A 26,723-nucleotide genomic window follows, 5' to 3' on the forward strand; every position below is an offset into this window, starting at 1 on the left:
TTTCTTCCTTGATTTTTTTCCAGAAATATTTTTTGACAAAAGTATTTTTTTGACAAAGAATAATTGCATAGGGGACGAGGCTGTGCTAAAATATAACGATGCTTAAATAAAGTAATGATTGGAGTTTGTTTATGAAACAAAAGATTGAAAATATCAGGAACGTGGCAATCATCGCCCACGTTGACCATGGTAAAACAACGCTGGTAGACCAGTTATTGCGTCAGAGCGGTATTTTCCGCTCTAACCAAGTAGTACAGGAACGTGTAATGGATAGCGGTGACATTGAACGTGAAAGAGGGATAACCATTCTTTCTAAAAACACAGCTGTAAACTTTAACGACACGAAAATTAATATCATTGATACCCCCGGCCATGCGGATTTTGGCGGAGAGGTGGAGCGTGTATTGAAAATGGTAGATGGTGTTGTTTTAGTTGTTGATGCCTTTGAAGGCCCTATGCCCCAGACAAAATTTGTTTTACGCAAAGCATTGGAGTTAAACCACCCCGTTGTTGTTTGCGTAAACAAAGTAGACCGTCCTGAGGCCCGTCCTGACGAAGTGGTAGACGAAGTATTGGAACTTTTTATGGAACTGGATGCAAATGACCAACAGTTGGATTCTCCTTTTGTTTTTGCTTCTGCAAGAAGTGGCTATGCTTCCACTGACTCTTCTGCAAGAGAAGGGGATATGATGCCTTTATTCGAAGCCATCATCAACCATATCCCTTGCCCTAAAGGAATCTTAGATGCTCCCTTGCAGGCATTGATTTCTACCATCGACTTTAGTGAATACGTTGGACGAATTGGGATTGGCAAAATTGAAAACGGCACCATTCATACCAATGATGAAGTTGTCGTTTTAAATATGCACAACGAAAATAATCAAAAGAAATTGCGTATTACAAAGCTTTACCTTTTTGAAGGGCTTCAAAGGGTAGAAGTAAAAGAAGCAAGCGCAGGCAATATTGTTGCTGTAAGTGGTATCGAAAATATTATGATTGGTGACACCATCTGTTCTCCCGAAAAGCCTGAGGCTTTGCCTTTTGTAAAAATTTCCGAGCCTACGCTGTCTATGAACTTCTCTGTAAACGACAGTCCTTTTGCTGGACAGGATGGTAAATTTGTTACGTCCCGTCAGCTAAGAGACAGATTATATAAAGAATTAAACACAGACGTAAGTCTTCGTATTGAAGATACAGAATCTATGGATTGTATGCGTGTTTCCGGTAGAGGGGAATTGCATCTTTCTATTTTGATTGAAACACTGCGTCGTGAAGGTTATGAATTCCAAGTTTCTAAACCTGAGGTTCTCTTCAAAGAAATTGACGGAAAAAAATGCGAGCCTATGGAAATGGTAACCATTGACGTACCCGAAGAATTCGTTGGTAACGTTATTGAAAAGCTCGGTTCCAGAAAAGGTGAAATGACAAATATGTATCCAGCAAAGGGTGGTTACACTCGTTTGGAGTTTAGCATTCCTGCAAGGGGCTTAATTGGATATCGTAACGAATTTTTGACAGATACAAAGGGAAATGGTATTCTTAATTCGATTTTCGATGAATATCAGCCCTATAAAGGAGAAATTCCCACTCGTTCTCAAGGCTCTTTGGTTGCTTTTGAGAGTGGTGAGGCAATTACCTACGGTTTATATAACGCTCAGGAAAGAGGCAATTTGTTTATTGGTGCAGGCGTGAAAGTTTATGAAGGAATGATTGTTGGTAGAAATGCTCGTATTGACGACATGGATATCAACGTTTGTAAAAAGAAACAGCTTTCAAATACCCGTTCCTCTGGTTCTGACGATTCATTACGTCTTACACCACATATCCAAATGTCCCTAGAACAGTGCATGGAATTTATTAGTGAGGATGAGTTGTTAGAAGTAACCCCCCTTACTTTGCGTATGCGTAAAAAGATCTTAGACAATAATTTACGCAGAAAGCAAAGAGCACGTAGCAACTAATGATTAGAACAGTGAAGCATGAGGTGCGATATGGCAGAAAGAACAAAAAGAAAAGGTTCCTTTGTCAAACAGGCCGCCATTTTAGCGACGGCTGGTATCCTTGTACGCTTTTTAGGCTTTGTGTACCGTGTTCCTTTAACCAATATGATTGGGGATCAAGGAAACGGTATTTACAGTGCAGGCTACTATATCTATACTTTTTTATTAATTCTTTCTTCTGCTGGCTTACCAGCCGCCATTTCCAAAATGGTATCTGAAAGAATTGCAGTGAAGCAATTTAGAAATGCCCATAGAGTTTTTCAGGGAGCCTTGATTATTTCAGGCTCTCTAGGCTTAGTATTCGCAATTTTAATGGGCGTTTTTGCCCAACAGATTGCCAATTGGGGAAATGTCCCCGAAAGCTATTATTGCATTCTAACGCTTTCACCCACAATATTTATTGTTTCCGTAATGTCCGCCTTTCGGGGGTACTTCCAAGGTATGAATACCATGGTTCCTACGGCCATCTCCCAAATTGTTGAGCAAGTTTTTAATGCTTTTTTTAGCGTATATCTTGCCTATGTATTTCTGAGCTTTGGGGTAAGTGCGGGGGAGAAAAATATTCCTATGGGTGCCGCAGGAGGCACTGCGGGAACGGGTATTGGTGCGTTGGCTGGACTTTTGGTTGTTATATTTAGTTATTTCCTGATTAGACCAACCATCGTTCACAAAGTAAGAAAATGTCACCAACCGTTCGAAGAAGGCCGCAGGGATACAGCAAAACAACTTTTGAAAACGGCATGGCCCATTATTGCCGGTACGGCGGTTTTTAGTATTACAAACTTAATTGATATGAACATGGTTACAAGGATTTTAGAGAACACGGGTTTTTCTCATTTGAAAGCGGTAGACTTGTACGGACAACTTTCCGGAAAGTATGTTACTCTAACAACTTTGCCTGTTTCTATCTCTACAGCTTTGGCCACAGCGGCACTGCCAAGTATTGCTGCCTCTGCAAAGCTAAATGACTATAAGCAGGTACGCAGAAAGACCAACTTAACTTTCCGTATCTCTATGATTATTTCCGTTCCGGCGGCGGTGGGCATTGGTGTTTTGGGCGGCCCTATTATCCGTATGCTTTTCCCATCGGCTTCTGATGGTGGTGCTTTGCTGACAGTGGGTGCAGTATCCATTTTGTTTTTGGCGTTATGTCAAACGGCAACGGGCATTTTGCAAGGAATCGGGCATATTAAAGTTCCTGTAGTTGGGGCGATTTTAGGTGCAATTACAAAAGTAATTTTAAACTATGTTTTAATCGGTATTCCTGAATTAAATGTTTTGGGAGCCGTTTTATCAACAACGGCATGTTACTTGGTGGCGGCAGTTTTTGACGTAGTTATGCTATCAAGACTCACGAAAACCAAATTTGATATGATGGGTACATTGTTTAAGCCTATGGTTGGGGCCACAGCCATGGGGGTAGCTGCTTTGGCAGTATACCATGTTATTCATATGATTTATCCCAGCAATACTGTGGCAACGCTACTTTCTATCTTGTTCGCCATGGCAATATATGGTATGGTAATGTTATTGATTGGTGGTATTACAGAAGAAGATTTAAACAGTCTGCCAATGGGTACTAAAATTGTTGGAATTTTACGAAGATTTCGTATGATATAAAATTAGGAAAAGAGAAGCTCTTATATTGGGAATATTATGGACTTAACAAGTCTTGCGTATAGAAATTTATAACCCATACCTACGTGAGATAAATGACCCGTGTGTCATGAAAATGTTGCTTTTATGATGAATCCCCTTTATAGGCTTCTCTTTTTAGCATTTAACTTTACATAAACGGTTAATTATAAACAACTGTCCACACAAAATATAACAATGCAAAAAAAGAAGGTGAGAATATGTTTGACATTGCCGAAGAATTAAAGAAATTGCCCCAAAAACCTGGCGTTTACCTCATGAAAGACGACAAGGGGCAAATTATTTATGTGGGGAAAGCAATCAATTTAAGAAATAGAGTTCGTCAATACTTTCAAAGCAGTAAAAATCAAACAGCAAAAACCCGTGCAATGGTTCCTCAAATTGTGGAATTTGAATATATTGTTACCGATTCGGAACTGGAAGCTCTCATTTTGGAGTGTAATTTGATTAAGCAGTATGAACCTTTTTACAATATCATGCTGAAAGATGATAAATCTTATCCTTATATCAAAGTTACCATCCAAGAGGATTTTCCCCGCATTTTTGTTACACGACGAATGGACAAAGATAAAGCCAAATATTACGGCCCCTATACAGATGCCTTGGCAGTAAAGGAAACAGTGGAAACCCTTCATAAACTTTTTCCCATCCGTAAATGCAAAAAAAATCTGCCCAAAGAAATCGGCAAGGAAAGGCCTTGTTTAAACCATCATATAGGACAGTGTCTTGCTCCATGTAGTGGTGCAATCTCTTCGGAAGAATACAAAGAATATATCAAAGATGCCATGGATTTTCTAGAAGGAAAGCATGAGGGGATTCGAAAGAAAATGGAAGCCGAAATGGCTGAAGCCGCAGAAAATATGGAGTTCGAAAAAGCTGCTGGGCTAAGGGACAAGCTTCGAGCGGTACAAAGCATTGCCCAAAAACAAAAAATGGCGAATATATCTGTGGGCGACGCCGATGTTATAGCCATGGTTCGGGCATTTCACGAATGTTTGGTGCAGGTGTTCTTTATCCGTGAGGGAAAAATGACTGGGAGAGAAAACTTCACCATGTCTGCTCCAGAGGAGCAAAGCCGCAGTGAGATATTGACAGCCTTTGTGCAGCAGTTTTATACAGGTACTGCCTATATTCCCAAGGAAATAATTCTACAAGAGGACTTGGTGATAAGGGAAAAGGAACTTTTGATAGAGTACCTCAGTGAAAAAAAGGGGACAAAGGTACTTTTCACCGTTCCCATCAAAGGGGAAAAAGAAAAATTGGTAGAGCTTGCCCATAAAAACGCCATGCTAATTTTCGAACAATTTGGCGAAAAAATGCGTAGGGAAGAACAACGTACAAAGGGTGCCATGGAGGAACTGCGCCAAGCGCTAGGCCTTATGCAGTCTGTACGAAGGGTAGAAGCTTATGATATTTCTAACACCCAAGGTTTTGAATCCGTAGGTTCTATGGTTGTGTTCGAGGATGGCAAGTCTAAAAACAGCGATTATCGGAAATTCCGAATTAAAACTGTGGTTGGTGCCAACGACTACGCTTCTATGAAAGAGGTTATTACCCGTAGACTGAATCATGCCTTAAAGGAAAAAGCTGAGGGAAAAACAAGCAGTTTTACCCGTCTGCCTGATTTGATTTTTATGGACGGTGGAAAAATTCAAGTGAGTGCTGCCGAAGAGGTTTTGATGTCTTTCGGAATGAATATCCCTGTATGCGGTATGATAAAGGACGATAAACATCGCACCCGTGGACTATTGTTCGGCGGGGAAGAAATAAAAATACCTTTCTCATCTGAGGGCTTTAAATTATTGACACGAATTCAAGATGAAGTACACCGTTTTGCCATTACTTATCATCGAAAACTACGCCAAGAAAAAGGTCTGCGCTCCATTTTAGATGATATTAAAGGCGTTGGTACCGTTCGTAGAAAGGCTTTAATGCGCCATTTTGGCTCAGTTGAAGATATTGCAAAAGCAGAGGTAGCAGACCTTCTGGAAGTAACGGAAATGAATATACCTTCGGCTGAACAGGTTTACGCCTTTTTCCATCAGGATGAATTGCAAAATTAACCGTTATCAGTTATGATAACAGTAAGAACAAGCTCGGCATGTTAGGAGGTTTTCATGTATAGCGCAAAATTAACAAAAATTGTAGAAGAATTTCAATTAGAGATCGTTTTACCAGAGGTAGATATTACGAATAGGGTGGTTACCCGTAAAGAAATAAACCGCCCTGCATTACAGCTAACAGGTTTCTACCATCGGTTTGATAATGATAGATTGCAAATTATCGGTAGGGTTGAGCATAGCTACCTGCAAACACTGGATGCCCATGCCAGAGATGAGGCCATTTGCCATTTGTTTGAATACCATATACCATGCATTGTAATTTGCAAAAGTTTAGAAGTTTTTCCCGAAATGCTTCACTATGGAAGAAAGTACGAAATACCCATCTTTAGAACCACGAAAACCACCACGGACTTTGCCGCTGAAATGATTATGTGGTTAAGGGGAGAGTTGGCGGACCGTGTGATGATGCACGGGGTCTTGGTGGATATTTACGGCGAAGGTGTTTTGATTACAGGGGCCAGCGGTATTGGCAAAAGCGAAACTGCCTTGGAATTAATCAAAAGAGGTCATCGTTTGATTGCTGATGATGCCGTAGAAATCAAAAAAATTGCGGATCAAACCCTTGTAGGCACTTGCCCAGAGCTGATAAGGTACTTAATCGAACTACGAGGCATCGGTATTATCAACGTAAAAGAATTATTCGGTATTGGTGCGGTAAAGCAAATAAAGTCCATTGACCTTGTCATAAAACTTGAAATTTGGGATGGGAATAAATGCTCCTACGATCGTTTAGGCTTAAGCGAGGAATATATAGAAATTTTAGGGAATAAAGTACTTTGTAATACCATTCCCATTCGTCCAGGCAGGAATGTTGCTGTAATTTGTGAATCAGCGGCAATTAGTAATCGTCAAAAGAAAATGGGGAATAATACAGCAAAAGATTTTGAACAGAGAATTTTGCAAAACAACCATACTGAGACAAAATAGGAAGGTGACTATATGGATTCAGTAGTAGAAGCATTGCAACAAAAGCTAGGTAAGGGCGCTGTTTTAACCAAGGAACCAATGAGCGGGCATACCACTTTTCGCACAGGGGGTCCTGCAGATATTTTTATTATGCCCCATTGCGTGGAGGATGTAAAAGAAAGCATTCATATTCTGCAAAACTATGAAATTCCGTTTTTGGTAATCGGCAATGGCAGCAACCTTTTGGTAAGTGATAAGGGAATCCGTGGTGCTGTGATTCAAATTGGAGGCCGAATGGCAAAAATTAGCATGGATGGAGAATATATTCACGCTGAGGGGGGCATTCTTTTAGCAGCGTTAGCGGCTAAGGCTGGGGAGCATGCTTTAAGCGGACTGGAATTTGCATCTGGCATTCCAGGTACCCTAGGCGGGGCAATCACCATGAACGCTGGGGCTTACGGCGGGGAAATGAAAGATGTTTTGGTTTCTGTTGAGGTACTAACAAAGGATTTTCAGCAAAAAACCATTCTTGTAGAAGACTTAGACCTTTCGTATCGTCATAGCATTTTGCCGAAGGAAGGCTACATTTTATTAAAGGCTACCCTTAAGTTACAACATGGCAGCCAAGACGCCATAAAGGCAAGAATGGCAGAGCTGGGCGAACAAAGAAGAGAGAAACAGCCTTTGCAATACCCCAGTGCCGGAAGTACCTTTAAACGCCCAGAAGGCTATTTTGCAGGTAAGTTGATTCAAGATGCTGGGTTAAAAGGTAAATCCATTGGCGGTGCTCAGGTGTCTGAAAAGCATGCAGGATTTGTCATCAATACTGGAAAAGCAACCACCCAAGATATTTTAGATTTAATTGCTTTTTGCCAGAAAACAGTATTAGAAAAATTCGGCGTTCCATTGGAAACAGAAGTAAAGATTGTTGGGGAATTATAAGCGGCACTACGAAGGAGAAGATTTCCTATGAGATTTGTTATTGTTACGGGCATGTCTGGGGCAGGAAAGTCATCTGTTCTGAAATTTTTAGAAGATATTAATTTTTTCTGCGTGGATAACTTGCCACCTGCGTTGATACCAAAGTTTGCCGAACTTTGTTATGAACAAGAAGGGGAGATTGAGCGTGTTGCCATGGGGGTAGATATCCGAGGTGGAAAACTGTTTAACGACTTGTTTCATGTTTTATTTACCTTAGAAGAAAAAGGGTATCAGTACGAAATTATTTTTCTGGATGCCTCTGATAACGCCCTCATTAAGCGTTATAAAGAGACACGTCGTAGTCACCCTCTTTCCAGAAAGGGCTCTATCGAAGATGGAATCCATCAGGAAAGGGAAATTTTAAAAGAAGTGAAAAGTCGTGCAACCTATATTTTGGATACCACGAACGTACTTACTAGAGAGTTAAAGGCCCAAATCAACCGCATTTTTGTTGAAAATCAGCACTTTGAAAGTCTTGTGGTTACTGTGTGTTCCTTTGGCTTTAAGTACGGTATTCCTGTTGATAGCGACTTGGTTTTTGATGTTCGCTTCTTACCAAATCCCTTTTATATACAAGAATTAAAAGAGTTAACTGGGAATGATCCACCTGTAAGCGAATATGTTATGTCATTTCGTGAAAGTAAAGACTTTTTAATAAAATTGGTTGAAATGGTAGACTTTTTATTACCCCTTTACGTAAAAGAAGGAAAAAATAGCCTTGTAATCAGCATTGGTTGTACAGGCGGTAAGCATCGTTCTGTTACCTTAGCCAACGCTTTATATAACGCTTTAGACAAAGACAAGCATACCCTTTTGTTAAAGCATAATGACATGGAAAAAGATGCTCGCCATAAAAAATAACCAATATTTTACAAGGTTTATACAAACACGAGAGGAGGTGCAAATTTGTCATTTTCATCTAAGGTAAAGCATGAGTTGTTCGAACATTTTGGGAATGGGAGACACTGCGACATTGCTGAACTATCTGCATTTGTAAATATTTGTGGACAGATTGCATTTTTTAAAGACCATTTTTGTTTAAAAATCCAAACTGAAAATTATCTCGTCGCGAAAAAATGCTTTACATTATTGAAAAATACTTTTAATATTAACAGTGAAATATTTATCAAGTCTGGTGGAAAAAAACGTAAGTCGAAGGTGTATGTTCTTTTAATAAAAGATGCTGACCAAGTCGAACGGTTGCTAAGAGCAACTGGTATCTGGTTGACCGAAAATGGTGCGCCAATCATTCACAATAAGATGTATCCCACGGTCGTCAGCAGTATCTGTTGTCGTCGTGCGTACATTCGTGGGGCTTTTATTTCCGTTGGCTCGGTAAATAACCCTGAAAAAAACTATCATTTAGAGTTTGTGTTGGCAACGATTGAACTTGCCACACAACTTCGGGATCTGGTAAATACCTTTGGTCTTGACTCAAAAGTGGTGGCACGCAAAGACCATTTTGTTGTGTACCTAAAAGAAGGCGAGCAGATTGTAGATTTGCTTAATATTATGGGTGCCCATATCGCATTAATGAATCTGGAAAACGTTCGCATTGTGAAAGAAATGCGAAATGATATTAACAGAAAAGTAAATTGCGAAACGGCAAACCTCAATAAAGTGGTGTTGGCAGCAGTCAAACAGTTGGAAGATATTACATATATCCAACAATCCATTGGCCTTGAGAAACTTCCAAGGCAGTTAGAGGAGGTTGCAAGACTACGATTGGAATATCCAGATACCAGCCTAAAAGAATTAGGAACTTATTTAGCAGAACCGGTTGGAAAATCCGGTGTAAATCACAGACTGCGGAAAATCAGCAACTTAGCAGAAACGCTCAGAGAGGGTAAGGGTGAAGAAAAATGACACAGAGAACAGTGACAATCAAAACATCTTTAGATGCAAGACAGGCAGCTTATTTTGTGCAGACAGCAAGTAAGTTTAACTCTGAAATCCAAGTAAGTGTAGACGAAAGAAAAATAAACGCAAAAAGTATCATGGGCACCATTGCGTTAAACATGAGAGAAGGTCAAACGGCAACAATCATTGCCGATGGTAGCGACGAAGCAGTAGCTGTTGAAGAGTTGGCTGCTGTTTTATGTTAAGCAATTATTTTATTCATAATTTAAACCCTTCCTAAGTGAAGGGTTTTTCTATTACAAAATAACTATATTTTTATTTAGAATAACATAATCTTAAAGAAAAAACTGCATTGCCAAAAATTCTGGCAATGCAGTTTTTATTAGGAACGAGGCGGCCTTGGGCCTTCGAATTGATAATAATCCGTCTTGATACGGCCATTAAACAATTTTCTTTTCTTGTCCGCTTTTCGGCCAAACAGTGTTTCAAAATACTCCATTGAGGTGATTAGGTAGGTTGACCATGTATGATCGGCTTTCATAGTTACCCCTAGGGCACGATACATTTCTTCAACTTCCTTTAACTCACCAATACGCTCACCATAGGGTGGGTTGGTAATAACCACACCATATTTTCCAGGCAAAGCAACATTCTGAGATGGTTTTACTTCAAAGGTAATGCAGTCATCTACGCCAGCCTTTTCAGCGTTTTCTTTGGCTAGGGCAATGGCATCAGGGTCAATGTCACTTCCATAAATCTCCGGCATTACATCGTAGTCAATGGCTTGATAAGCCTCAGCTCTTGCTTTTTTCCAACGTTCTTTTCCAATACGGCCCCATTCTTCACAGGCGAATTTTCTTTGTAAGCCTGGGGCAATATTTCTTGCAATCATAGCTGCTTCAATGGGAATCGTCCCTGAACCACAGAATGGATCTAAAAGAATTCTTTCTTTTCGCCAATAGCTAAGCTGAACCATGGCAGAGGCGATGGATTCTTTTAATGGTGCGTCTAAAGCATTGGCACGGTATCCTCTCATATGCAAGCCAGAACCACTGGTGTCGATGGCAAGGGTTACAACATCTTTTAAAATCCCCACCTGAATGGTGTAGGATGCCCCTGTTTCATCAAACCAATCGGTCTCATATTTTTCTTTCAGTTTTTCAACAACAGCCTTTTTTACAATGGCCTGACAATCAGGTACACTAAATAGGGTGGACTTTACTGATTTTCCCACAACGGTAAATTTTCCATCCTCAGGAATCCAATCTCCCCAAGGCAATGCCTTTGTTTGGTCAAATAGCTCCGTAAAGGTAACCGCAGTAAAATTACCCATTTTTACCCATACTCGTCCGGCACAACGTAACCAAAGGTTTGCCTTTACAATATCCTCTTCCTTCCCTGTAAATTCAACCTTGCCATCGGAAGTTTTGATATTTTCAAATCCAAGGGCTTGACATTCACGTTTTACAACAGATTCTAGCCCAAAGGTTGTACTGGCAATTAAATGTATACTCATTATTCTAACTCCGTTCATTTTTTTCAGTATTATACCATAAATAGGGGAAAACTAGGCATACATTGCACAAAAAAAAGAATTTCCTGTTTCTCTCTTTGTATTCTAGGCAATAATCAGTCTAAATAAATATAAAAACCCTTCGAATTTCCATTTAAATGTGCAAATAACTGTATTAAAATTTACGATTCAAAAGACCTGTTTTTCCCAGTGCAGTTTCCACATTATATCATGAAAATGCCAAAAACTAAAGGAAATCCTTGTATATTTGTTAGAAAAAAACAAAATCTCTTGATTAAAAATTGGAAAAACGTTATTATATTGTTTACGTATGAAAATAAAGAAACGAGGAGAGTTATGTATAAACTATTAAAAACTTGCGGAAGGGCGAAAAGAGGTGAGTTTCATACACCTCACGGCGTGATTCAGACCCCTGTATTTATGAACGTAGGCACCTTGGCTGCCATCAAAGGCGCACTTTCAACAGAGGATTTGGAACAGTTAAAGTGTCAAGTTGAGCTTTCTAACACGTATCACTTACATTTACGCCCCGGAGATAAAATAATTAAACAGCTAGGTGGACTTCATAAGTTCATGGTTTGGGACAAGCCCATTTTAACGGATTCCGGTGGCTTTCAGGTGTTTTCTCTCACATCCCTTAGAAAAATCACCGAAGAAGGCGTGCATTTTAGCTCTCATATTGATGGTCGGAAAATTTTTATGGGTCCAGAAGAAAGTATGCAAATTCAATCTAACCTGGCCTCTACCATTGCTATGGCTTTTGACGAGTGTATTGGCATTCCTGCTGAACGACCTTATGTTGAGGCATCTGTTGCTCGTACCACACGTTGGTTGGAGCGTTGCAAAAAAGAATTGACACGGTTAAATAGCTTGGAGGACACCATTAACAAAAAACAAATGTTATTCGGTATTAACCAAGGTGCTATTTATCCCGATATTCGTATTGAACACGCCAAACGGATTTCTGAATTGGACTTGGACGGCTATGCAGTAGGGGGCCTTGCAGTTGGAGAAAGCCACGCTGAAATGTACCATGTCCTAGAAGAAGTAGTTCCTTATCTGCCTCAAAATAAACCAACTTATCTAATGGGTGTAGGCACTCCCGAAAACATCTTGGAGTCGGTGGAAAGGGGCATTGACTTCTTTGACTGTGTCTTACCAGCAAGAAACGGCCGCCACGCTCATGTTTACACAAACAGCGGTAAGCTTAACCTTTTCAATGCTAAATTTGAGTTAGACGACAAACCTATTGATGAAACTTGTGATTGTCCCGTTTGTCGCAGGTATACAAGGGCCTATATCCGTCATCTTTTCAAAGCAAAAGAGATGTTGGCAATGCGTTTATGCGTAATGCACAACCTTCATTTCTTTAATACAATGATGGAAGAAATTCGACTGGCTTTGGATGAGGATCGATTCCCTGAATACAAAAAAGCAAAGTTAGAAGGTTTTCAAAGAGCTCAAGGAAAATAATTCCTTGACGTCAATTTGAAAGTTATATATAATTATCACGTTACCTATTAAGAGCTTAAAGCAAACATGTTTGCTCTAAAAAGCTAAAAGAAAAATATGTTAGGAGAGATACTAATGCCATTCATACCTTTTTTATTGGAAGTAAGTACCACAGTTTTGCCTAGTAGTGGGGATGCTGCTGCACCTGCAGCCGGTGGAAATATTTTCGGATCACTTGCTGCTAGTAACCCCGTTATGTTAATTGTGCTTTACTGTGTACTTCTTATTGTTGTTATGTATTTTCTTTCTGTAAGACCAAATCAGAAAAGAGAAAGAAAGATGGCAGAAATGAGAAACGCAATTGCTGTCGGTGACTCTATTGTAACAAACAGCGGCTTGTTCGGAAAAGTTGTTGATGTTACTTACGAATGCTTTATCATTGAATTTGGTATGAACAAGGGTGTTCGTGTTCCAGTAGTTAAAAGCGAAGTTTTTGCAAAAAGAGAACCAAACTTATCTAACGAAGCGCCTCCTCAGGTAGAAGCACCTGCAAAGAAAAAAGGTCTATTCCGTCGTGGAGAATAAAAATGATTTCAAGACTCTATGATTTTTTCATGGAGTCTTATTTTTTTGTTAAAAGTATACAAAAGGCGGGACAATTTCGTACCCACCTATCAACACCATAATTCGTAAAAAAAACCTCGATAAACCTTGCTATCTCCAGCAAAAGCGGTTTTTTTGTTATAATATTTTGGGTAAAAAAATACATCATCTATCACAATCAGTCAGTTCCATTGTTGTTTTCTTATATAAGAATCGTATAAAATTGAGACGTTTGTCGTAAAATAACAAACAATTCTTACAACTTAACAACCAAAGATGGCTAGTTTATTGACAAAATTGAGCATCCGAGGTAAAATATTCTTGTACAAAAGCTAGTATTTTTACGGGCATTTGTAAATTGTAGTCAAAAAAATATGCAAAAACAGAAAGGGAGAAAGACTATGAAAAAATTGCTTTCCATGCTTCTTGCTTCTGCACTGGCAGTATCTATGCTTGCTGGTTGTGGCGGCGGTAACGATGCAAACAAAGAAACAGACAACGGTGCTGCAACAGAGGGCGAAACAAAGGTTTACAAAGTATGTAACTTAGTAAACGGTAACTTGGGGGACAAGTCCTTCTTTGACTCCGCTGAAGCTGGGTTGGCACAGTTGAAAGCTGACGGCAGAATTGAGTACACAACCATTGAAATGGGTGGTACAACAGAAGACGAGTCTAAATGGCAGGGTTATGTTGAAGAAGTTTCCGCTTCCGGCGAATATGATCTGATTGTATGTGGTACATACCAGATGCCAGATTATTTAAAGAATGTTGCGGAACAGTATCCTGATCAGAAGTACCTCATCTACGATGACACAACACACATTTTACCTAACGTTGCAAACTTGAGCTATGCTCAGAATGACTTAGGTTACTTGGTTGGTGTTTACGCAGGTGCTATGACAACGGAAACAAGCCTTGAAGGTATCAACGAAGATGCTGTTGTTGGTTTTGTTGGTGGTGTAGACAGCCCCGTAATCAACGACTTCTTGTATGGCTTTATCTTGGGTGCGCAGGAATCCAACCCTGATATTAAAGTTGATACAAGATATGTAAATAGCTATGTTGACCCCGCAAAAGCAAAAGAATTAGCTGAATCCATGATTAACGATAAGAATTGTGACATTATCTGGGGTGTAGCTGGTAACTCTGGTAACGGTGCTGCTGAAGCTGCTCTTGAAACAGGTAAGGCTTATTTCATCGGCGTTGACTCCGATCAGGAATTGACATTCTCCCCTGAAATGGCAGAAATCACATTAACATCCGGTTTGAAAAATGTAGGTAATTCCCTTATCTGGTTCTTCGATGAATGGGATGCTGGCAGAGAACACTTCGGAAAACAAACTTTATTGGGAATGAAAGAAGGCGGCATTGGTATCGTTACAGATAAAAACTTCGACAGCAAAACACCTGAAGCTGTTAAAGAAAAAGTAACTGCTGCAATCGAAGCTGTTTCCAATGGTGACGTTGTAGTTCCTACCGCAGTTGGTAACGAAACAAATGAAGTTCAGGATTTAAGAGAAGCTGTAAAACCTTGATGAATTTCATTATTGTGTTTTAAGCTGATTTAAGGTAAGGGGAGCTTTCATGCTCCCCTTTTAACCTTGTAAATTTCTCAAACTTTAAAATGTCGATGAATAGGGATTTTTTGAAAGTTGTTACAGTCTCTATGATTGTATAAGAATGCATTTTGAAAAAAGTTCTTTGTGAAATTATATTTTTATATGGAGGATTTTTTTGAAGGTGCATGGAAAACTATACAAGGTAATGGACTTTCTACCTAACAATAAAAGTAATGCAAAAGAGGAGGGGAACCGATAATGTCTGACAACGATCTAGTTGTTCAAATGAAGGGAATCACCAAAGTTTATCCAAACGGCATTGCCGCAAACCAAGGGGTCGACTTCAATGTAAAGCGTGGTGAAATTCATGCGCTTATGGGTGAAAACGGTGCCGGCAAATCTACATTAATGAAGATGCTTTTCGGATTGGAGCAACCGACGGAAGGTGAAATCATAATTAATGGAGAAAAAGTTTCACTTTCATCGCCAACAATTGCCATTTCTAAAGGAATTGGTATGGTTCATCAGCATTTTATGCTGGTACCTAGCTTAACTGTTGCCGAAAATATGGTATTGGGTATGGAGCCCAAGCAAGGGAATAAGCTGTTTATCAACTACAAAAAAGCCGTGGAAATTACAGAAGAATATTCAAAAAAGTATAACCTTTATGTTGATCCTCATGCAAAAGTGAGAGATATTCCTGTTGGCATGAAACAAAAAGTTGAAATTTTAAAAGCTTTGGTACGTGGTGCTAGAATCCTTATTTTGGATGAACCAACTGCAGTACTTACAACCCAAGAAACAGAGGAATTGTTTAAAGAGTTAATTCATCTTAAAGAACAGGGGTACACCTTGATCTTTATTTCTCATAAACTCAATGAAATCAAGCAAATTACTGATAGACTTACAATCTTGCGTGGTGGTAAGTTTATGGGTGTACATGAAACTGCGGAAATTTCTAAAGAGGAAATTTCTCATTTGATGGTAGGACGTGATGTGGTTCTTTCTGTTGAAAAAGAACAAGCTCAACCTACTGATGTTGTTCTCAGAGTGCGAGACTTAGAATACACCAATGAATGGAACAAGAAAATGTTAGATAAGATTTCTTTTGATGTACGCAAAGGTGAAATTTTAGGCATCGCTGGTGTTGAAGGGAATGGTCAGCGTGAATTGGTTGAAATGCTTTTCAATTTAAACGTGCCAGACAACGGTTCTGCGAAGGTTAACGGCAAAAATGTTTTAGGACGTCCTCAAAGAGAAATTCGTGACATGGGAGTATCATTAATTCCTGAAGATAGAATGACCTTTGGTATTGCTGGTGCAGGGACAATCGAAGAAAACTTAATGAGTGATCGTGCCGCAAACAAGAAATATAATAACGGGCCTTTGTTCAACTTAAAGGCAATGCACGAAGATAGTGATCAGCTCATTAAAGACTATAATGTTCTTTGTAAATCACGGAAACAGCAAGTTGGAATGCTTTCCGGCGGTAACATTCAAAAGGTTGTTGTTGCCAGAGAGTTTTCCAGTGATCCAATTTTGATTATTGCCGATCAGCCTACCCGTGGTATTGACGTGAGTGCCATTGAATTTATTCATAAAAAACTCGTTCAGCTTAGCCGTGAAGGTGCTGCGGTTCTCTTAGTTTCTGCAGACCTGAATGAGGTAATGGAACTTTCTGATAGCTTAATTATTATGAATAACGGTAGAATCGCCGCTTACTTTGAAGATACTTCTGTTTTAAACGACACCATTATGGGTGAATATATGTTAGGATTGAAACAGCAAAGTGATGAAGAGATAAGGGGGGTTTTACATGGAGAATAAGCGTCAAAATATGTTCGAAATTTTCCGTGGATTCATTGCCATCGCCATTGCAATTCTTGTAGCCTTTATTCTGATTGTAATTTGTGCAGATGACCCCGGAAAAGCTTTAGAGTGTTTACTCATTAGACCTATTATTAGTAACGGTGCACTAAATGTAAAGTCTATCTTTACAATTTTGGCCCGTATGACACCGATTATTTTTACCGGTTTAGCAGTTTGCGTTATGTTCTCTGCCAACCAATTCAACTTAGGGGGCGAAGGTGCCGTTATGTTAGGTGGCTTTATCGCTGCTCTCATTGCGATTTACCTTCCCATGGCTACTGGAGTTCATGCTTTGGTTGCTATTTTGGCAGGTACAATCGTTGGTGGTTTGGTTATGATTGTTCCTGCAGTTATAAAAGTAAAGCTTAAAGCAAGTGAAATGGTTTGCTCCTTGATGATGAACTACGTTATCATGTTTACAATCCTTCACTTCTTAAATAATGTATTCCCCGATAGAAGTAAGGGCGCAACGCAAACTTACCCATTCCTGGAAACTGCTCTAATTCCCAAAATGGTTCCCAATACTGAGTTGGCTTGGGGCTTTGTTGCCGCTATCATCGCAACAATTTTAGTAGCATTCTTTATGTATCGTACCCGTTGGGGTTATTCCATCCGTATGATTGGTATTAATGAATCCTTCTCTAAATACTCCGGTATGAAAGTTGGCGGAATTATCATTCTTTCTCAAGTTATCGGTGGTATGCTTGCAGGTATGGGCGGTGCTATCGAAATGTTGGGCAGGTATAACACCTTCCTTTGGAAGGATTTGCCTGGTTATGGCTGGACAGGTATTACCGTTGCAATCTTAGCAAAGAATAACCCCGTTATGATTCCACTTGCGGCTTTGTTTATTTCTTATTTGAATAGAGGTTGCGAATTAATGTCTATTTACGCTGGGGTTCCCGCAGAAATGATAGATATTATTCAGGCTGTTATCTTCTTGTTCTTCGCAGCTGAACACTTCTTATCTGGTACACGTCAAAAAATCGTTGTTAAGGATGCAAAAGAAGAGATGCAGAAAAAAGAACTGGCAACTGCTGGAGAAGGGGGTAATGCGTAATGTTTGAACAGTTAATTGACATGATATTCTCAGCTAGTTTTGGCTATTCTATCATTCGTATCACATCCCCAATTTTATTCGCAGCTTTAGCGGCGGTTGTAGCTGAAAAAGCCGGTGTTGTTAATATCGGTTTGGAAGGTACTATGATGATTTCTGCATTGTTCGGTGTGCTTTTTGCATACTGGACAAACAGCTGGATTATCGGTGTTATTGGGGCGACAGCGATTGGTATACTGGTTGCTATGATTATGGCAATCTTCGCCCTTAAACTAAAAACAGACATCATTTTAGCTGGTATTGCCGTCAACCTTTTAGGTGGCGGTGGCACAGTATTCCTCCTTTACCTATTTACAGGATTAAAGGGTAATACAGCAAGCCTTACTACCCCCAATATGTTAACACCAAAGGTTGATATTCCAATCATTCAGAATATCCCTGTTATTGGCCAGATTTTCTCAGGCCACTCCATATTAACCTACGTAGCATTCCTTTTGGTTATTCTGGTTTGGATTATGTTGTACAAAACAGCAATGGGTCTTAGAATTCGTGCCGTTGGTGAAAATTCCCATGCTGCAGATAGCGTTGGCGTTAGTGTTTTAAGAACACAGTATGTTGCCTTGGCAATCTCCGGTGCATTAGCAGGTTTGGGTGGTGCATATATGTCCATGTACTATTCCCAGAGCTGGAATATCGGTATTGTTGCAGGCCGTGGTTTCATCGCTTTGGCAGCGCAAGCGATGGGCCAAGGTGAGCCAGTGGGGGCAATGCTGTCATCCTTGTTATTCGGCTTTGCAAGTGCTTTGGGGAATAAAATGGAAGGTATGCAAGGGTTTTCATCCTACTTGGTAGCATCCATTCCTTATGCAGTTACAATTATCGGTCTGGTAATTTATGCAATGAGTACCCTTAAGAAAGTCAAACGTTTTAAAGATAACGATAAATAAAATATATAGACCTGGAAAGTTGGAAGGTTTTTAACCTGCCAACTTTTCTTTAAAAGATAAATGGAGGGTTAAAATGAAAAGGATTCCTATTATTTTAGACGGTGATCCGGGGCACGATGATGCCATTGCTTGGGTATTGGCAAATGGAAGCCCTGCTCTTGATATTCGTGCAGTTACAACTTGCTGTGGCAATCAAACCATTGAAAAAACAACATACAATACACTTCGTATTTGTACATTAATCGATTTGCACGTTCCTACTGCTAAGGGTAGGGTGCGTCCTTTGATTTCAGATGCGATTATTGCACCAACGGTACATGGAGAATCCGGTTTAGATGGCCCTGACTTGCCTGAGCCAGATTTTGACGTTGTAGATATGGATGCAGTTACACTAATGGAAAAGGTAATTCGTGAAAGCCATGAGCCCATTACCCTAGTACCTACAGGTCCATTAACAAATATTGCGGCGTTGCTGTTAGCACATCCCGAATTGAAGGAAAATATCAAACAGATTTCCTTAATGGGTGGTGGCGTACAGTTTGGTAACTGGACTCCAGCGGCGGAATTTAATATCTTAGTTGACCCCGAAGCAGCAGATGTTGTATTTAAGTCTGGAATTCCTATTATCATGGCAGGTTTAGATGTAACAGAAAAAGCCATGATTTTCCCCGAAGATTTCGAAAGAATTCGTGCATTGGGTAATCATGTTGCGGTAATTGTAGCTGATTGGTTAGAGTTTTTCTATCAGTTCCATAGAGGCCTGGGCTATGAAGGTGCACCTGTTCACGATGCAGTGGCTGTTGCAGCCCTCATTAAACCAGAAATCATGGAATCCAAAGACTTGTTTGTTGAAGTTGAAACTACGGGCGATTTCTGTAAAGGGGCGACCATTGCAGATTTTTATAACATATCCGGCAAGGCGCCAAATGCAAAGGTTTTGATGGGAATTGACAGACAGGCCTTTGTAGATCTTTTGGTTGAAGCAATTAGTGTTTATGGGGAGGTGGCGAAATGAACCGTTTTCCAGTAATTATCGACTGTGATCCTGGTGTTGACGATACAGCGGCATTATTATTGGCAAGCCGCATGGAAGAATTGGATATCCGTGCAATTACAACTGTTGCAGGTAACGTTGGTGTAGATATTACAACAGCAAACGCCATAAAGGTGAGACATGCAATGGGCAAGGATATCCCCATTTACAAGGGTGCTGATCGTCCTATGTTCCGCCAGCTTGTAACTGCTGAAGAAGTTCATGGTAATGATGGCTTCGGTGGGGTAGAATATCCCCATGAAATGACGAATACGGAAATTGGTGAGGAGAAGGCTTGGGATGCAATTTATCGCATTGCAAAAGAATCTAACGGTGAGTTAGTTATTATTGCCGTTGGCCCTATGACCAACATTGGTATTGCTTTATCTAAATATAACGATTTACCAAAATATATTAAACGTATTGTCATTATGGGTGGTGCTGCAATCGGTGGTAATGTTACCCCTTCCGCTGAATTCAACATCTACGTAGATCCCGAATCCGCTGACATGATGTTCTGCTGTGGCGTCCCTGTATATATGTGTGGCTTAGACGTTACGCTGAAGGCTTATTTGACACCAGAAGAACTGGATGAAATCGGTGCTTTAGGCTCATTCCAAGGGAAACTCTTCCGAGATGTAATGCAGGGTGGATTGAAGAAATACTTAGAATGGGGCTTTACAGGTGTTGCTATGCATGATCCTGCGGCTGTTTTGTACGCTGCCGATGATAGTATTTTCGAAACCCATCACGTTGGTATACGTGTTGAAACAAAGGGCCAATTAACTGCAGGTAAAACAGTTACAGACCTATATAGTGACAAACAAATGGAGCATAATGCCTATATTGTTACCGATGTTAATAGAGAAGCTTTTGTTAATAAAGTAAAAAGTTTAATGGCGAAATTTTAATCATAAAGCCCTCTGTCTATTTCAGACAAAGGGCTTTTTCTTTTCCAAGTTTCAGCCCAAGAAGAAACGCAATAATATATAGTAAATGCTAAACAAGAACATGCGTGATTTATTTAGAAGCATAAATAAGGCAAAAGAATTAAATAGAGAGCATAAATACATTAGACTTTAGAGAACAATACAATCTCAATTGAAACAGAAAATGATGGAGTCTGGCTTCAAAAAATCATTCGTTTTATACAATGATTTGTGGTATGAATAGAGAAAGCGGGTACCACTCTTTTTACAAAAAGGATACTCTCAGTTTAATCTAGTTTGAATTTCCATTGGCGACGAAGGTGAATAGTATTAGCATCTTTGACTTAAGCCTTAAAATGTGGTAATCTAATCCAATCACACCCAAGTATTTTACTCTGAACCGAGGGAGAGGGGAGAAGAAAGGAAATTTTTTCTATGCCTGCCTTTTTTCAATGAGTGGGGTTGGAGTTTTTCAAAAATAAAAAGCGGCTCATTTTTCAATGAACCGCTTTTCTATATTCATTTATAACTTCTAATACATATTTTCGAAGGAATTAGCCAAAGTATCTTTTCAACAGACCTTCAAAAGCTTTGCCGTGTCTAGCTTCGTCACGAGCCATTTCGTGTACTGTATCGTGGATTGCATCCAAGTTAGCAGCTTTTGCACGCTTAGCAAGGTCAGTTTTACCAGCTGTTGCGCCATTTTCAGCGTCAACACGCAATTCCAAGTTTTTCTTTGTGGAATCTGTTACAACTTCACCCAACAATTCAGCAAATTTTGCAGCGTGTTCTGCTTCTTCCCAAGCAGCTTTTTCGTAGTACATACCAACTTCAGGGTATCCTTCTCTATGAGCTACTCTAGCCATAGCCAAGTACATACCAACTTCAGTACATTCGCCTTCGAAGTTTGCTCTTAAATCGCTCATAATATCTTCACTAGCACCCTGTGCAACACCTACAACGTGTTCGGAAGCCCAAGTTCTTTCGCCAACCTGCTCAATAAACTTATCAGCGCCAACCTTACATACAGGACATACTTCAGGTGCAGAATCACCAACATGAACATAACCACATACGGAACATACAAATTTTTTCATAATTTTCTTCCTCCTAAAATAATATATTGAATAGTTGTTGTTAACTAATAATAATTATAAATTAGAAATTGATATTTGTCAACATCTTTTTCTAAAAAAACAAAATAAATAGTTTTTCTGCAAAACATGTGGTAAACTATAGACCAAACTCATAATTATATTCTTTTTAAAAGAGAATTTTTGTTTATACTATGAAAGTAAAAGTGATTATAGGAGGTAACATTAATGGACTTAACCCTAAACTCTGTTTTCCATGGATTCTTGCTCAAAGAAAAACAAACAATTGAAGATATTCATGGAGAAGCCTACTTATTTGAACATTTGAAAAGTGGTGCAAGGCTCTTTTATATAAAATCAAAGGACGAAAATAAAGTATTTTCCATATCATTTAAAACACCGCCGGAGGATGACTGTGGCACCCCTCATATTTTAGAGCATTCCGTATTATGCGGATCCAAAAAGTATTCGTCTAAAGATCCTTTTAACGAGCTGGCAAAGGGCTCATTAAACACATTTTTAAATGCTTTGACATATGCAGATAAAACCATGTATCCCATTGCAAGTTGCAATGAAGAAGATTTCCACAACCTTATGGATGTGTACTTGGATGCTGTTTTATATCCAAATATATACGAAAAGAAAGAAATTTTCATGCAAGAGGGTTGGCGCTATCTTTTAAATGAAGAAACAGGGGAGCTTGATATTACAGGAGTGGTTTATAATGAAATGAAAGGGGCACTTTCTGACCCAGAAAGCTTGTTGCAAGGTGCCATTTCCAGAAGTCTGTTTGGCAAATCCACTTATGGCTTTGAGTCGGGTGGGGATCCTGTTGCAATTCCAGACTTGACTTATGAGAAATTCCTGTCTTTCCACGAGAAATACTATCATCCATCGAATTCTTATATTTATTTGTATGGTGATATGGACTTAGAACGTTGTTTAACTCATATTGATGAGGAATATTTAAACAACTTCTTGCGTTCCTCTGATTTGCCAGAAATATTGGAAACGAAGGAGCTGCCCACCCAAGAAATGCGATATGAAACTTACCCGACAGATAGCGACGGGGAAACAGGTTATCTGGCATACTCCGTTAACGTTGGTTTATGCACGGATGAAGAGCTTTCCATGGCGCTGCAGGTGCTTTCATATGTATTGTTGGAAACAAGTGCTTCTACCCTAAAAACAGCTCTTATGGATGCTAAAATTTGCGATGAAGCTGAAGGATGGTTTAATTCCTCTACTTATGAAATGGCTTTCAGTGTTGTTGCAAAAAATGCTGATGTTTCTAGAGTTGAGGAGTTCAAGAAAATCATTGATGAAACACTGGAAAAAGTCTTAGAAGAAGGACTTGATAGCCAGCTTTTATCCAGCAGTTTAAGAAGACTGTCTTTCCTTTTAAAAGAAGAAGACTTTGGTTCCACGCCTAAGGGCTTGATTTATGGGATGAAAATGATGAAAAGCTGGCTTCATGATAAAAAACCTTTCCAATGCTTACGCCAATTTGAAACATTGGAAAAAATCAAAAATCCTAACTATGATTGGAACGCTTTAATTGAAAGACATATTTTAAATAATCCCAAAAAGAGTATTTTGGTTTTCTCTCCTGATAAAGAAAAGGAAAATCAAATTCAGGTTGATTTTCAGAAGAAGATGGCAAAAATCAAGGCTTCCTTTACGGAAAAAGATTTGGCACGTATTCGAGAAGAAGCAAAAAAACTGGAACTTTTCCAACATACAGAAGACTCTCAGGAAGTTTTAGCACAGATTCCTATTTTGCAGCTTTCTCAAATCGATACCAACCCACCTGTGCCTGTATACACAAAAAGTAGGGTGGGGGAGGGAAACCAATTATACGTCCCCCTACAAAGTAACGGTATCCTATATCTAAAGCTACATTTTGATACAGACTGCTTGAGCGAGGAACTTTTGCCCTACTCAGGACTCCTGGCAGATATATTAGGCAAATTAGATACCAAGCAATATTCTTATCAGGAATTGCCTATGGTTGTAAATCGAGTTTTTGGGGGATTGTCATTCCATAATGATGTTTATAGCAAAAATACAGAGGAATATCGCTCATTCCTTACAATGAAATGCAAACTGTTAAAGGAAGATATGGAAGAAGCTAGGGAATTTGTAAAGGAAATTCTTTTAAACACAAACTATGAAGCAATAGAAAGCCTAAAGAAAATTGTGCGTGCTGCAAAAATTAGAGGGGAAAGCTATCTTTTAAATTACTCCCATCTTGAGGCAATTTATTACAGTGTTGGACATTTATCCAACGGCGGTAGAGTCAACGAAATCACAAGTGGCATTGAATATTTCCATTTCCTAACGAAAGTTGATAAGCTCCTTTCTGAATCCCCAGAAGAGGTGCTTGATAACCTGAAAAAAACAGCTCATATTCTATTTGATCAAAAGAACTTTAATATTTCTTTTGGATGCGAAGAAGAAGACATGGATAAGGTAGTTGCTTTCCGTGATTTTATTTATCAAAATCTAAATTCTGACTCAAAAATCTTTAAGCAAAAGCTTTCCTTCGAAAAAGCACCAATCTCTATCGGATTTACGGCAAATAGTGGTGTTCAATACAACGTTTTTACCGCCGATTACAAAAAATATGGCTATATCTATGATGGCAGTATGCAGGTTCTAAAAACCATTTTAAACCTGGAATACCTATGGAATGAGGTTCGTGTGAAAGGCGGAGCTTATGGCAGTGGATGTAATTTCCAGCACAATGGCATTTGCTATTTTTATTCTTATCGAGATCCAAACCTGCAAGAAACATACAAGATTTATCATGAAATCTGGAAGAAACTTGATGGTTTCGATCCATCAGACAGGGATATGACCAAGTATATTTTAGGCACCATAAATCGCTTTGATCAGCCAAAATCTAATGTAGAACGGCTAAATGATGCCATTCATAAAGAATATCGCGGATTACAGGCGGATTTTGAAACCATGGAACGCAAACAAATAATTGAGACTACAAAAACGGATATTTTGAAATTCCAAACCTTGTTGCAGAATATCACAGAAACAAAAAATTACTGCACCATTGGAAATGAAGGCAAGCTTGTCTTGAATAAAGATTTCTTTGATTCAATCCAAAAATTAATTCCTTAATGAAATGAAACCCGCAGAATTTCTGCGGGTTTCTGTTATAGCAAACGTGCTATAGCAAAATAAGAGTTTTTGACTTAAAGATTGGTTTCTACTTACCAACAGGGGGATGGTTGTAATTATTCGCAAAACACAACTTTAACGAATAGATTAATCAATTTTTTGGATAATGACTCAAATCCCAGCTATATAGCCGTTGCACCTCTTTTCCTTTTATAAATGTATGAAACTCCTCTACGAACTGCCAACCGTATTTTTCATACAGTCCAACGTGTTTTGTTCTATTCCTAGGAGCTGGCAGTTCTCCTTTACTGAAGCCATAAGTAATTTAAAATATCCTTTTCCTCTATAAGGATAATCAATATAGACGTTTATTAACCAAGGATAGATATCTGGTCTCACGTCAATATCTGTTACAGATAATTGATAAACGCCAATTATAGTTTTGCCCTCCAATAATACATGGGTTTGCGGTATTCTATCTTGGCATATTGAATTTGAAACATACGCCTCCATCTTCTCCATTGTAAAACCCTCATCCTCGCCCCACCATTCATAAAACCACTTACATATTATTGAACTATATTTCATATCTTGTTTTATTAGCTTGACTATGCTTACCGCCATAAATGCTCCAATTGTTTACATAACTTTATTATGGTCAACTTTCTCTATTTTAAACAGAAAAAACCCTCATCAAAAAACGAATGTTCTTTCTGAGGGTGTTTTTAAAATTCATTTTTCTTAGTAACCTACGTTTCTAACTCCTAAGTAAGACTCAGGGTTAACATATTTTCCGTTTACCAACACAGAGAAGTGACAATGGTTCCCTGTGGAAATACCTGTGCTACCACACTTTGCAACGGTCTGACCTCTCGTTACCATCTGCCCTTTGGAAACAGTAAGGGATGAGTTATGGCCATAGAGGGTTGTAAGTCCGCCACCATGGTCAATGATAATTGTATAACCATACCCATTCATCCAACCAGAATATGTAATCTTCCCTGCCTCTGCGGCAACAATTGCAGAGCCGTATGGGGCCGGTATGTCATAACCACTGTGTGACTCATTTCTTCCCGTAACAGGGTTTCTTCTTCTTACATAACCACTACTTAAACTGGAAGAAGCAACTTTCTTAGCAGGAACAGGCCAGCCCAGAGAGCCGTTACCAGTATAATACGGTGTTGCACTGCCCGACTGTTGGGCAATCAAGTTCAAGATTTTCTGATCAGCCTTGGCATTTGCAGCAATCAGCTGCTCTTGCTTTTTGGCATCATTGGCATAGGATGCCATTAGCGTTTCTTTTTCGGAAATTAAGCTTTTCATGCTTTCAACCTTTTCCTTTTGCAAGGCTACAACTTCTATTTGTGCCTCATGGTTTTCAGCAATTTCCTCGGTTTTTGCCTTAATGGTATCCTGTATTGCCTGAAGCTCGTCCAAAATATCTTTATCGAACAGCATAATATCGTTTACGTACTGCATTCTCAAGAACAAATCTGAAAAGCTTTCTGACTCTAATAGAATTTCTAAATATCCCGTTGAGCCTTTTTGCTGGAGAAAGCGCAATCGACTTCCCAAAAGCTCAAATTGCTTTTCACGTTTGGCAGAAGCATCTTCCAACTCTTTTTCTGCGGCACGTAAGGACGCAGTTAACACATCCAAATCAGTCTCAGCAGCGTCTAACTCAGCTTGCAAACTATTCATAACCTTATCCATAGCATTGATTTCTTCTTCTACGGAAAGTTGTTTTGATTTTAAATTTTCAATTTCTTTTCTTGCATTGGCTGTTTGCTGGGCAAGATTTTTTCTTTTTGCCTCTAATTCTGCAACGGTTGCAGCACCCGTTTCATATGGGAGAAAAGCACCAACTGCAAAAAATGCCGTTAACACAAGGCAAGTAGCTTTTTTCAATATTTTCATTGTAAGAAACCTCATCTTTTCACATTTTGTCTCTTTATATTATACGGGTTTTTCGACATTTTTCA

21 protein-coding genes are annotated in these 26,723 nt (G+C 39.2%); 17 read left to right on the forward strand and 4 right to left on the reverse strand.

The annotated features are described in order from the left end of the window. Nucleotides 1–131: 131 nt before the first annotated feature. The 8 genes from typA to RBQ60_RS08260 all read left to right on the forward strand — a co-directional run bounded on the left by typA (nucleotide 132) and on the right by RBQ60_RS08260 (nucleotide 9,771). Nucleotides 132–1,961 carry a translational GTPase TypA gene (typA, locus tag RBQ60_RS08225; protein WP_307883229.1) on the forward strand — a complete coding sequence of 610 codons (1,830 nt, stop codon included), beginning with the start codon at nucleotides 132–134 and terminating at the stop codon, nucleotides 1,959–1,961. A 30-nt stretch (nucleotides 1,962–1,991) separates the two neighbouring features. Further along, a complete protein-coding gene (locus RBQ60_RS08230; RefSeq protein WP_307883230.1) occupies nucleotides 1,992–3,620 on the forward strand; it encodes a putative polysaccharide biosynthesis protein in 1,629 nt (542 codons plus the stop codon). A gap of 236 nt (nucleotides 3,621–3,856) precedes the next feature. Beyond that, nucleotides 3,857–5,719: an excinuclease ABC subunit UvrC gene (uvrC, locus tag RBQ60_RS08235; protein ID WP_307883231.1), complete on the forward strand. Its 1,863-nt coding sequence runs from the start codon at nucleotides 3,857–3,859 to the stop codon at nucleotides 5,717–5,719. 54 nt (nucleotides 5,720–5,773) lie between these two features. Further along, nucleotides 5,774–6,706 (forward strand): HPr(Ser) kinase/phosphatase, encoded by a 933-nt coding sequence (gene hprK / locus RBQ60_RS08240; protein ID WP_307883232.1) that lies wholly within the window; start codon nucleotides 5,774–5,776, stop codon nucleotides 6,704–6,706. 12 nt (nucleotides 6,707–6,718) lie between these two features. Then, the gene (murB, locus tag RBQ60_RS08245; RefSeq protein ID WP_307883233.1) at nucleotides 6,719–7,627 is read left to right on the forward strand and encodes a UDP-N-acetylmuramate dehydrogenase; all 909 of its coding nucleotides are present in this window, start codon (nucleotides 6,719–6,721) and stop codon (nucleotides 7,625–7,627) included. A 27-nt stretch (nucleotides 7,628–7,654) separates the two neighbouring features. Beyond that, nucleotides 7,655–8,527 carry an RNase adapter RapZ gene (rapZ, locus tag RBQ60_RS08250; protein WP_307883234.1) on the forward strand — a complete coding sequence of 291 codons (873 nt, stop codon included), beginning with the start codon at nucleotides 7,655–7,657 and terminating at the stop codon, nucleotides 8,525–8,527. Nucleotides 8,528–8,572: 45 nt separating this feature from the next. Beyond that, nucleotides 8,573–9,532, forward strand: a complete 960-nt coding sequence (gene whiA, locus RBQ60_RS08255; RefSeq protein WP_307883235.1) for a DNA-binding protein WhiA — start codon at nucleotides 8,573–8,575, stop codon at nucleotides 9,530–9,532. After that, complete coding sequence (locus RBQ60_RS08260) at nucleotides 9,529–9,771, forward strand: HPr family phosphocarrier protein (protein ID WP_307883236.1); 243 nt, start codon at nucleotides 9,529–9,531, stop codon at nucleotides 9,769–9,771. The genes whiA and RBQ60_RS08260 overlap by 4 nt, the downstream gene beginning before the upstream one ends. Before the next feature lie 137 nt (nucleotides 9,772–9,908). On the opposite strand, the gene RBQ60_RS08265 is transcribed toward RBQ60_RS08260, so the two are convergent. Beyond that, the gene (locus RBQ60_RS08265) at nucleotides 9,909–11,042 is read right to left on the reverse strand and encodes a class I SAM-dependent RNA methyltransferase (protein WP_331654172.1); all 1,134 of its coding nucleotides are present in this window, start codon (nucleotides 11,040–11,042) and stop codon (nucleotides 9,909–9,911) included. 354 nt (nucleotides 11,043–11,396) lie between these two features. Here RBQ60_RS08265 and tgt point away from each other — a divergent pair, with 354 nt between their 5' ends. The 8 genes from tgt (at nucleotide 11,397) to RBQ60_RS08305 (ending at nucleotide 20,491) form a co-directional block, all read left to right on the forward strand. Continuing rightward, nucleotides 11,397–12,533: a tRNA guanosine(34) transglycosylase Tgt gene (tgt, locus tag RBQ60_RS08270; protein ID WP_307883237.1), complete on the forward strand. Its 1,137-nt coding sequence runs from the start codon at nucleotides 11,397–11,399 to the stop codon at nucleotides 12,531–12,533. Between the two features lie 114 nt (nucleotides 12,534–12,647). Further along, nucleotides 12,648–13,097 carry a preprotein translocase subunit YajC gene (yajC, locus tag RBQ60_RS08275; protein WP_307883238.1) on the forward strand — a complete coding sequence of 150 codons (450 nt, stop codon included), beginning with the start codon at nucleotides 12,648–12,650 and terminating at the stop codon, nucleotides 13,095–13,097. A 419-nt stretch (nucleotides 13,098–13,516) separates the two neighbouring features. After that, nucleotides 13,517–14,650 (forward strand): BMP family ABC transporter substrate-binding protein, encoded by a 1,134-nt coding sequence (locus tag RBQ60_RS08280; RefSeq protein ID WP_307883239.1) that lies wholly within the window; start codon nucleotides 13,517–13,519, stop codon nucleotides 14,648–14,650. A 282-nt stretch (nucleotides 14,651–14,932) separates the two neighbouring features. Next, nucleotides 14,933–16,501: an ABC transporter ATP-binding protein gene (locus tag RBQ60_RS08285; RefSeq protein ID WP_307883240.1), complete on the forward strand. Its 1,569-nt coding sequence runs from the start codon at nucleotides 14,933–14,935 to the stop codon at nucleotides 16,499–16,501. Beyond that, nucleotides 16,491–17,603, forward strand: a complete 1,113-nt coding sequence (locus tag RBQ60_RS08290) for an ABC transporter permease (RefSeq protein ID WP_307883241.1) — start codon at nucleotides 16,491–16,493, stop codon at nucleotides 17,601–17,603. Before RBQ60_RS08285 ends, RBQ60_RS08290 begins: the two co-directional genes overlap by 11 nt. Beyond that, nucleotides 17,603–18,547, forward strand: a complete 945-nt coding sequence (locus RBQ60_RS08295; protein ID WP_307883242.1) for an ABC transporter permease — start codon at nucleotides 17,603–17,605, stop codon at nucleotides 18,545–18,547. Before RBQ60_RS08290 ends, RBQ60_RS08295 begins: the two co-directional genes overlap by 1 nt. A 73-nt stretch (nucleotides 18,548–18,620) precedes the next feature. Then, nucleotides 18,621–19,562: a nucleoside hydrolase gene (locus RBQ60_RS08300; protein ID WP_307883243.1), complete on the forward strand. Its 942-nt coding sequence runs from the start codon at nucleotides 18,621–18,623 to the stop codon at nucleotides 19,560–19,562. After that, a complete protein-coding gene (locus RBQ60_RS08305; protein ID WP_307883244.1) occupies nucleotides 19,559–20,491 on the forward strand; it encodes a nucleoside hydrolase in 933 nt (310 codons plus the stop codon). The genes RBQ60_RS08300 and RBQ60_RS08305 overlap by 4 nt, the downstream gene beginning before the upstream one ends. 572 nt (nucleotides 20,492–21,063) lie before the next feature. Here RBQ60_RS08305 and RBQ60_RS08310 read toward each other — a convergent pair. Then, nucleotides 21,064–21,606, reverse strand: coding sequence for an NADH peroxidase (locus tag RBQ60_RS08310; protein ID WP_307883245.1), 543 nt, complete (start codon nucleotides 21,604–21,606; stop codon nucleotides 21,064–21,066). 225 nt (nucleotides 21,607–21,831) lie between these two features. On the opposite strand from RBQ60_RS08310, the gene RBQ60_RS08315 reads away from it, so the two are divergent. Then, nucleotides 21,832–24,741, forward strand: coding sequence for an insulinase family protein (locus tag RBQ60_RS08315; protein ID WP_307883246.1), 2,910 nt, complete (start codon nucleotides 21,832–21,834; stop codon nucleotides 24,739–24,741). Nucleotides 24,742–24,972: 231 nt separating this feature from the next. Here RBQ60_RS08315 and RBQ60_RS08320 read toward each other — a convergent pair whose 3' ends face one another. Continuing rightward, nucleotides 24,973–25,365 carry a GNAT family N-acetyltransferase gene (locus RBQ60_RS08320; protein ID WP_307883247.1) on the reverse strand — a complete coding sequence of 131 codons (393 nt, stop codon included), beginning with the start codon at nucleotides 25,363–25,365 and terminating at the stop codon, nucleotides 24,973–24,975. 117 nt (nucleotides 25,366–25,482) lie between these two features. Continuing rightward, nucleotides 25,483–26,658 carry a murein hydrolase activator EnvC family protein gene (locus RBQ60_RS08325; protein ID WP_307883248.1) on the reverse strand — a complete coding sequence of 392 codons (1,176 nt, stop codon included), beginning with the start codon at nucleotides 26,656–26,658 and terminating at the stop codon, nucleotides 25,483–25,485. Nucleotides 26,659–26,723: the final 65 nt, after the last annotated feature.

The organism is Anaerotignum sp. MB30-C6, assembly GCF_030908465.1.
In the GTDB taxonomy this organism is placed as follows: Bacteria; Bacillota; Clostridia; order Lachnospirales; family Anaerotignaceae; genus Chakrabartyella.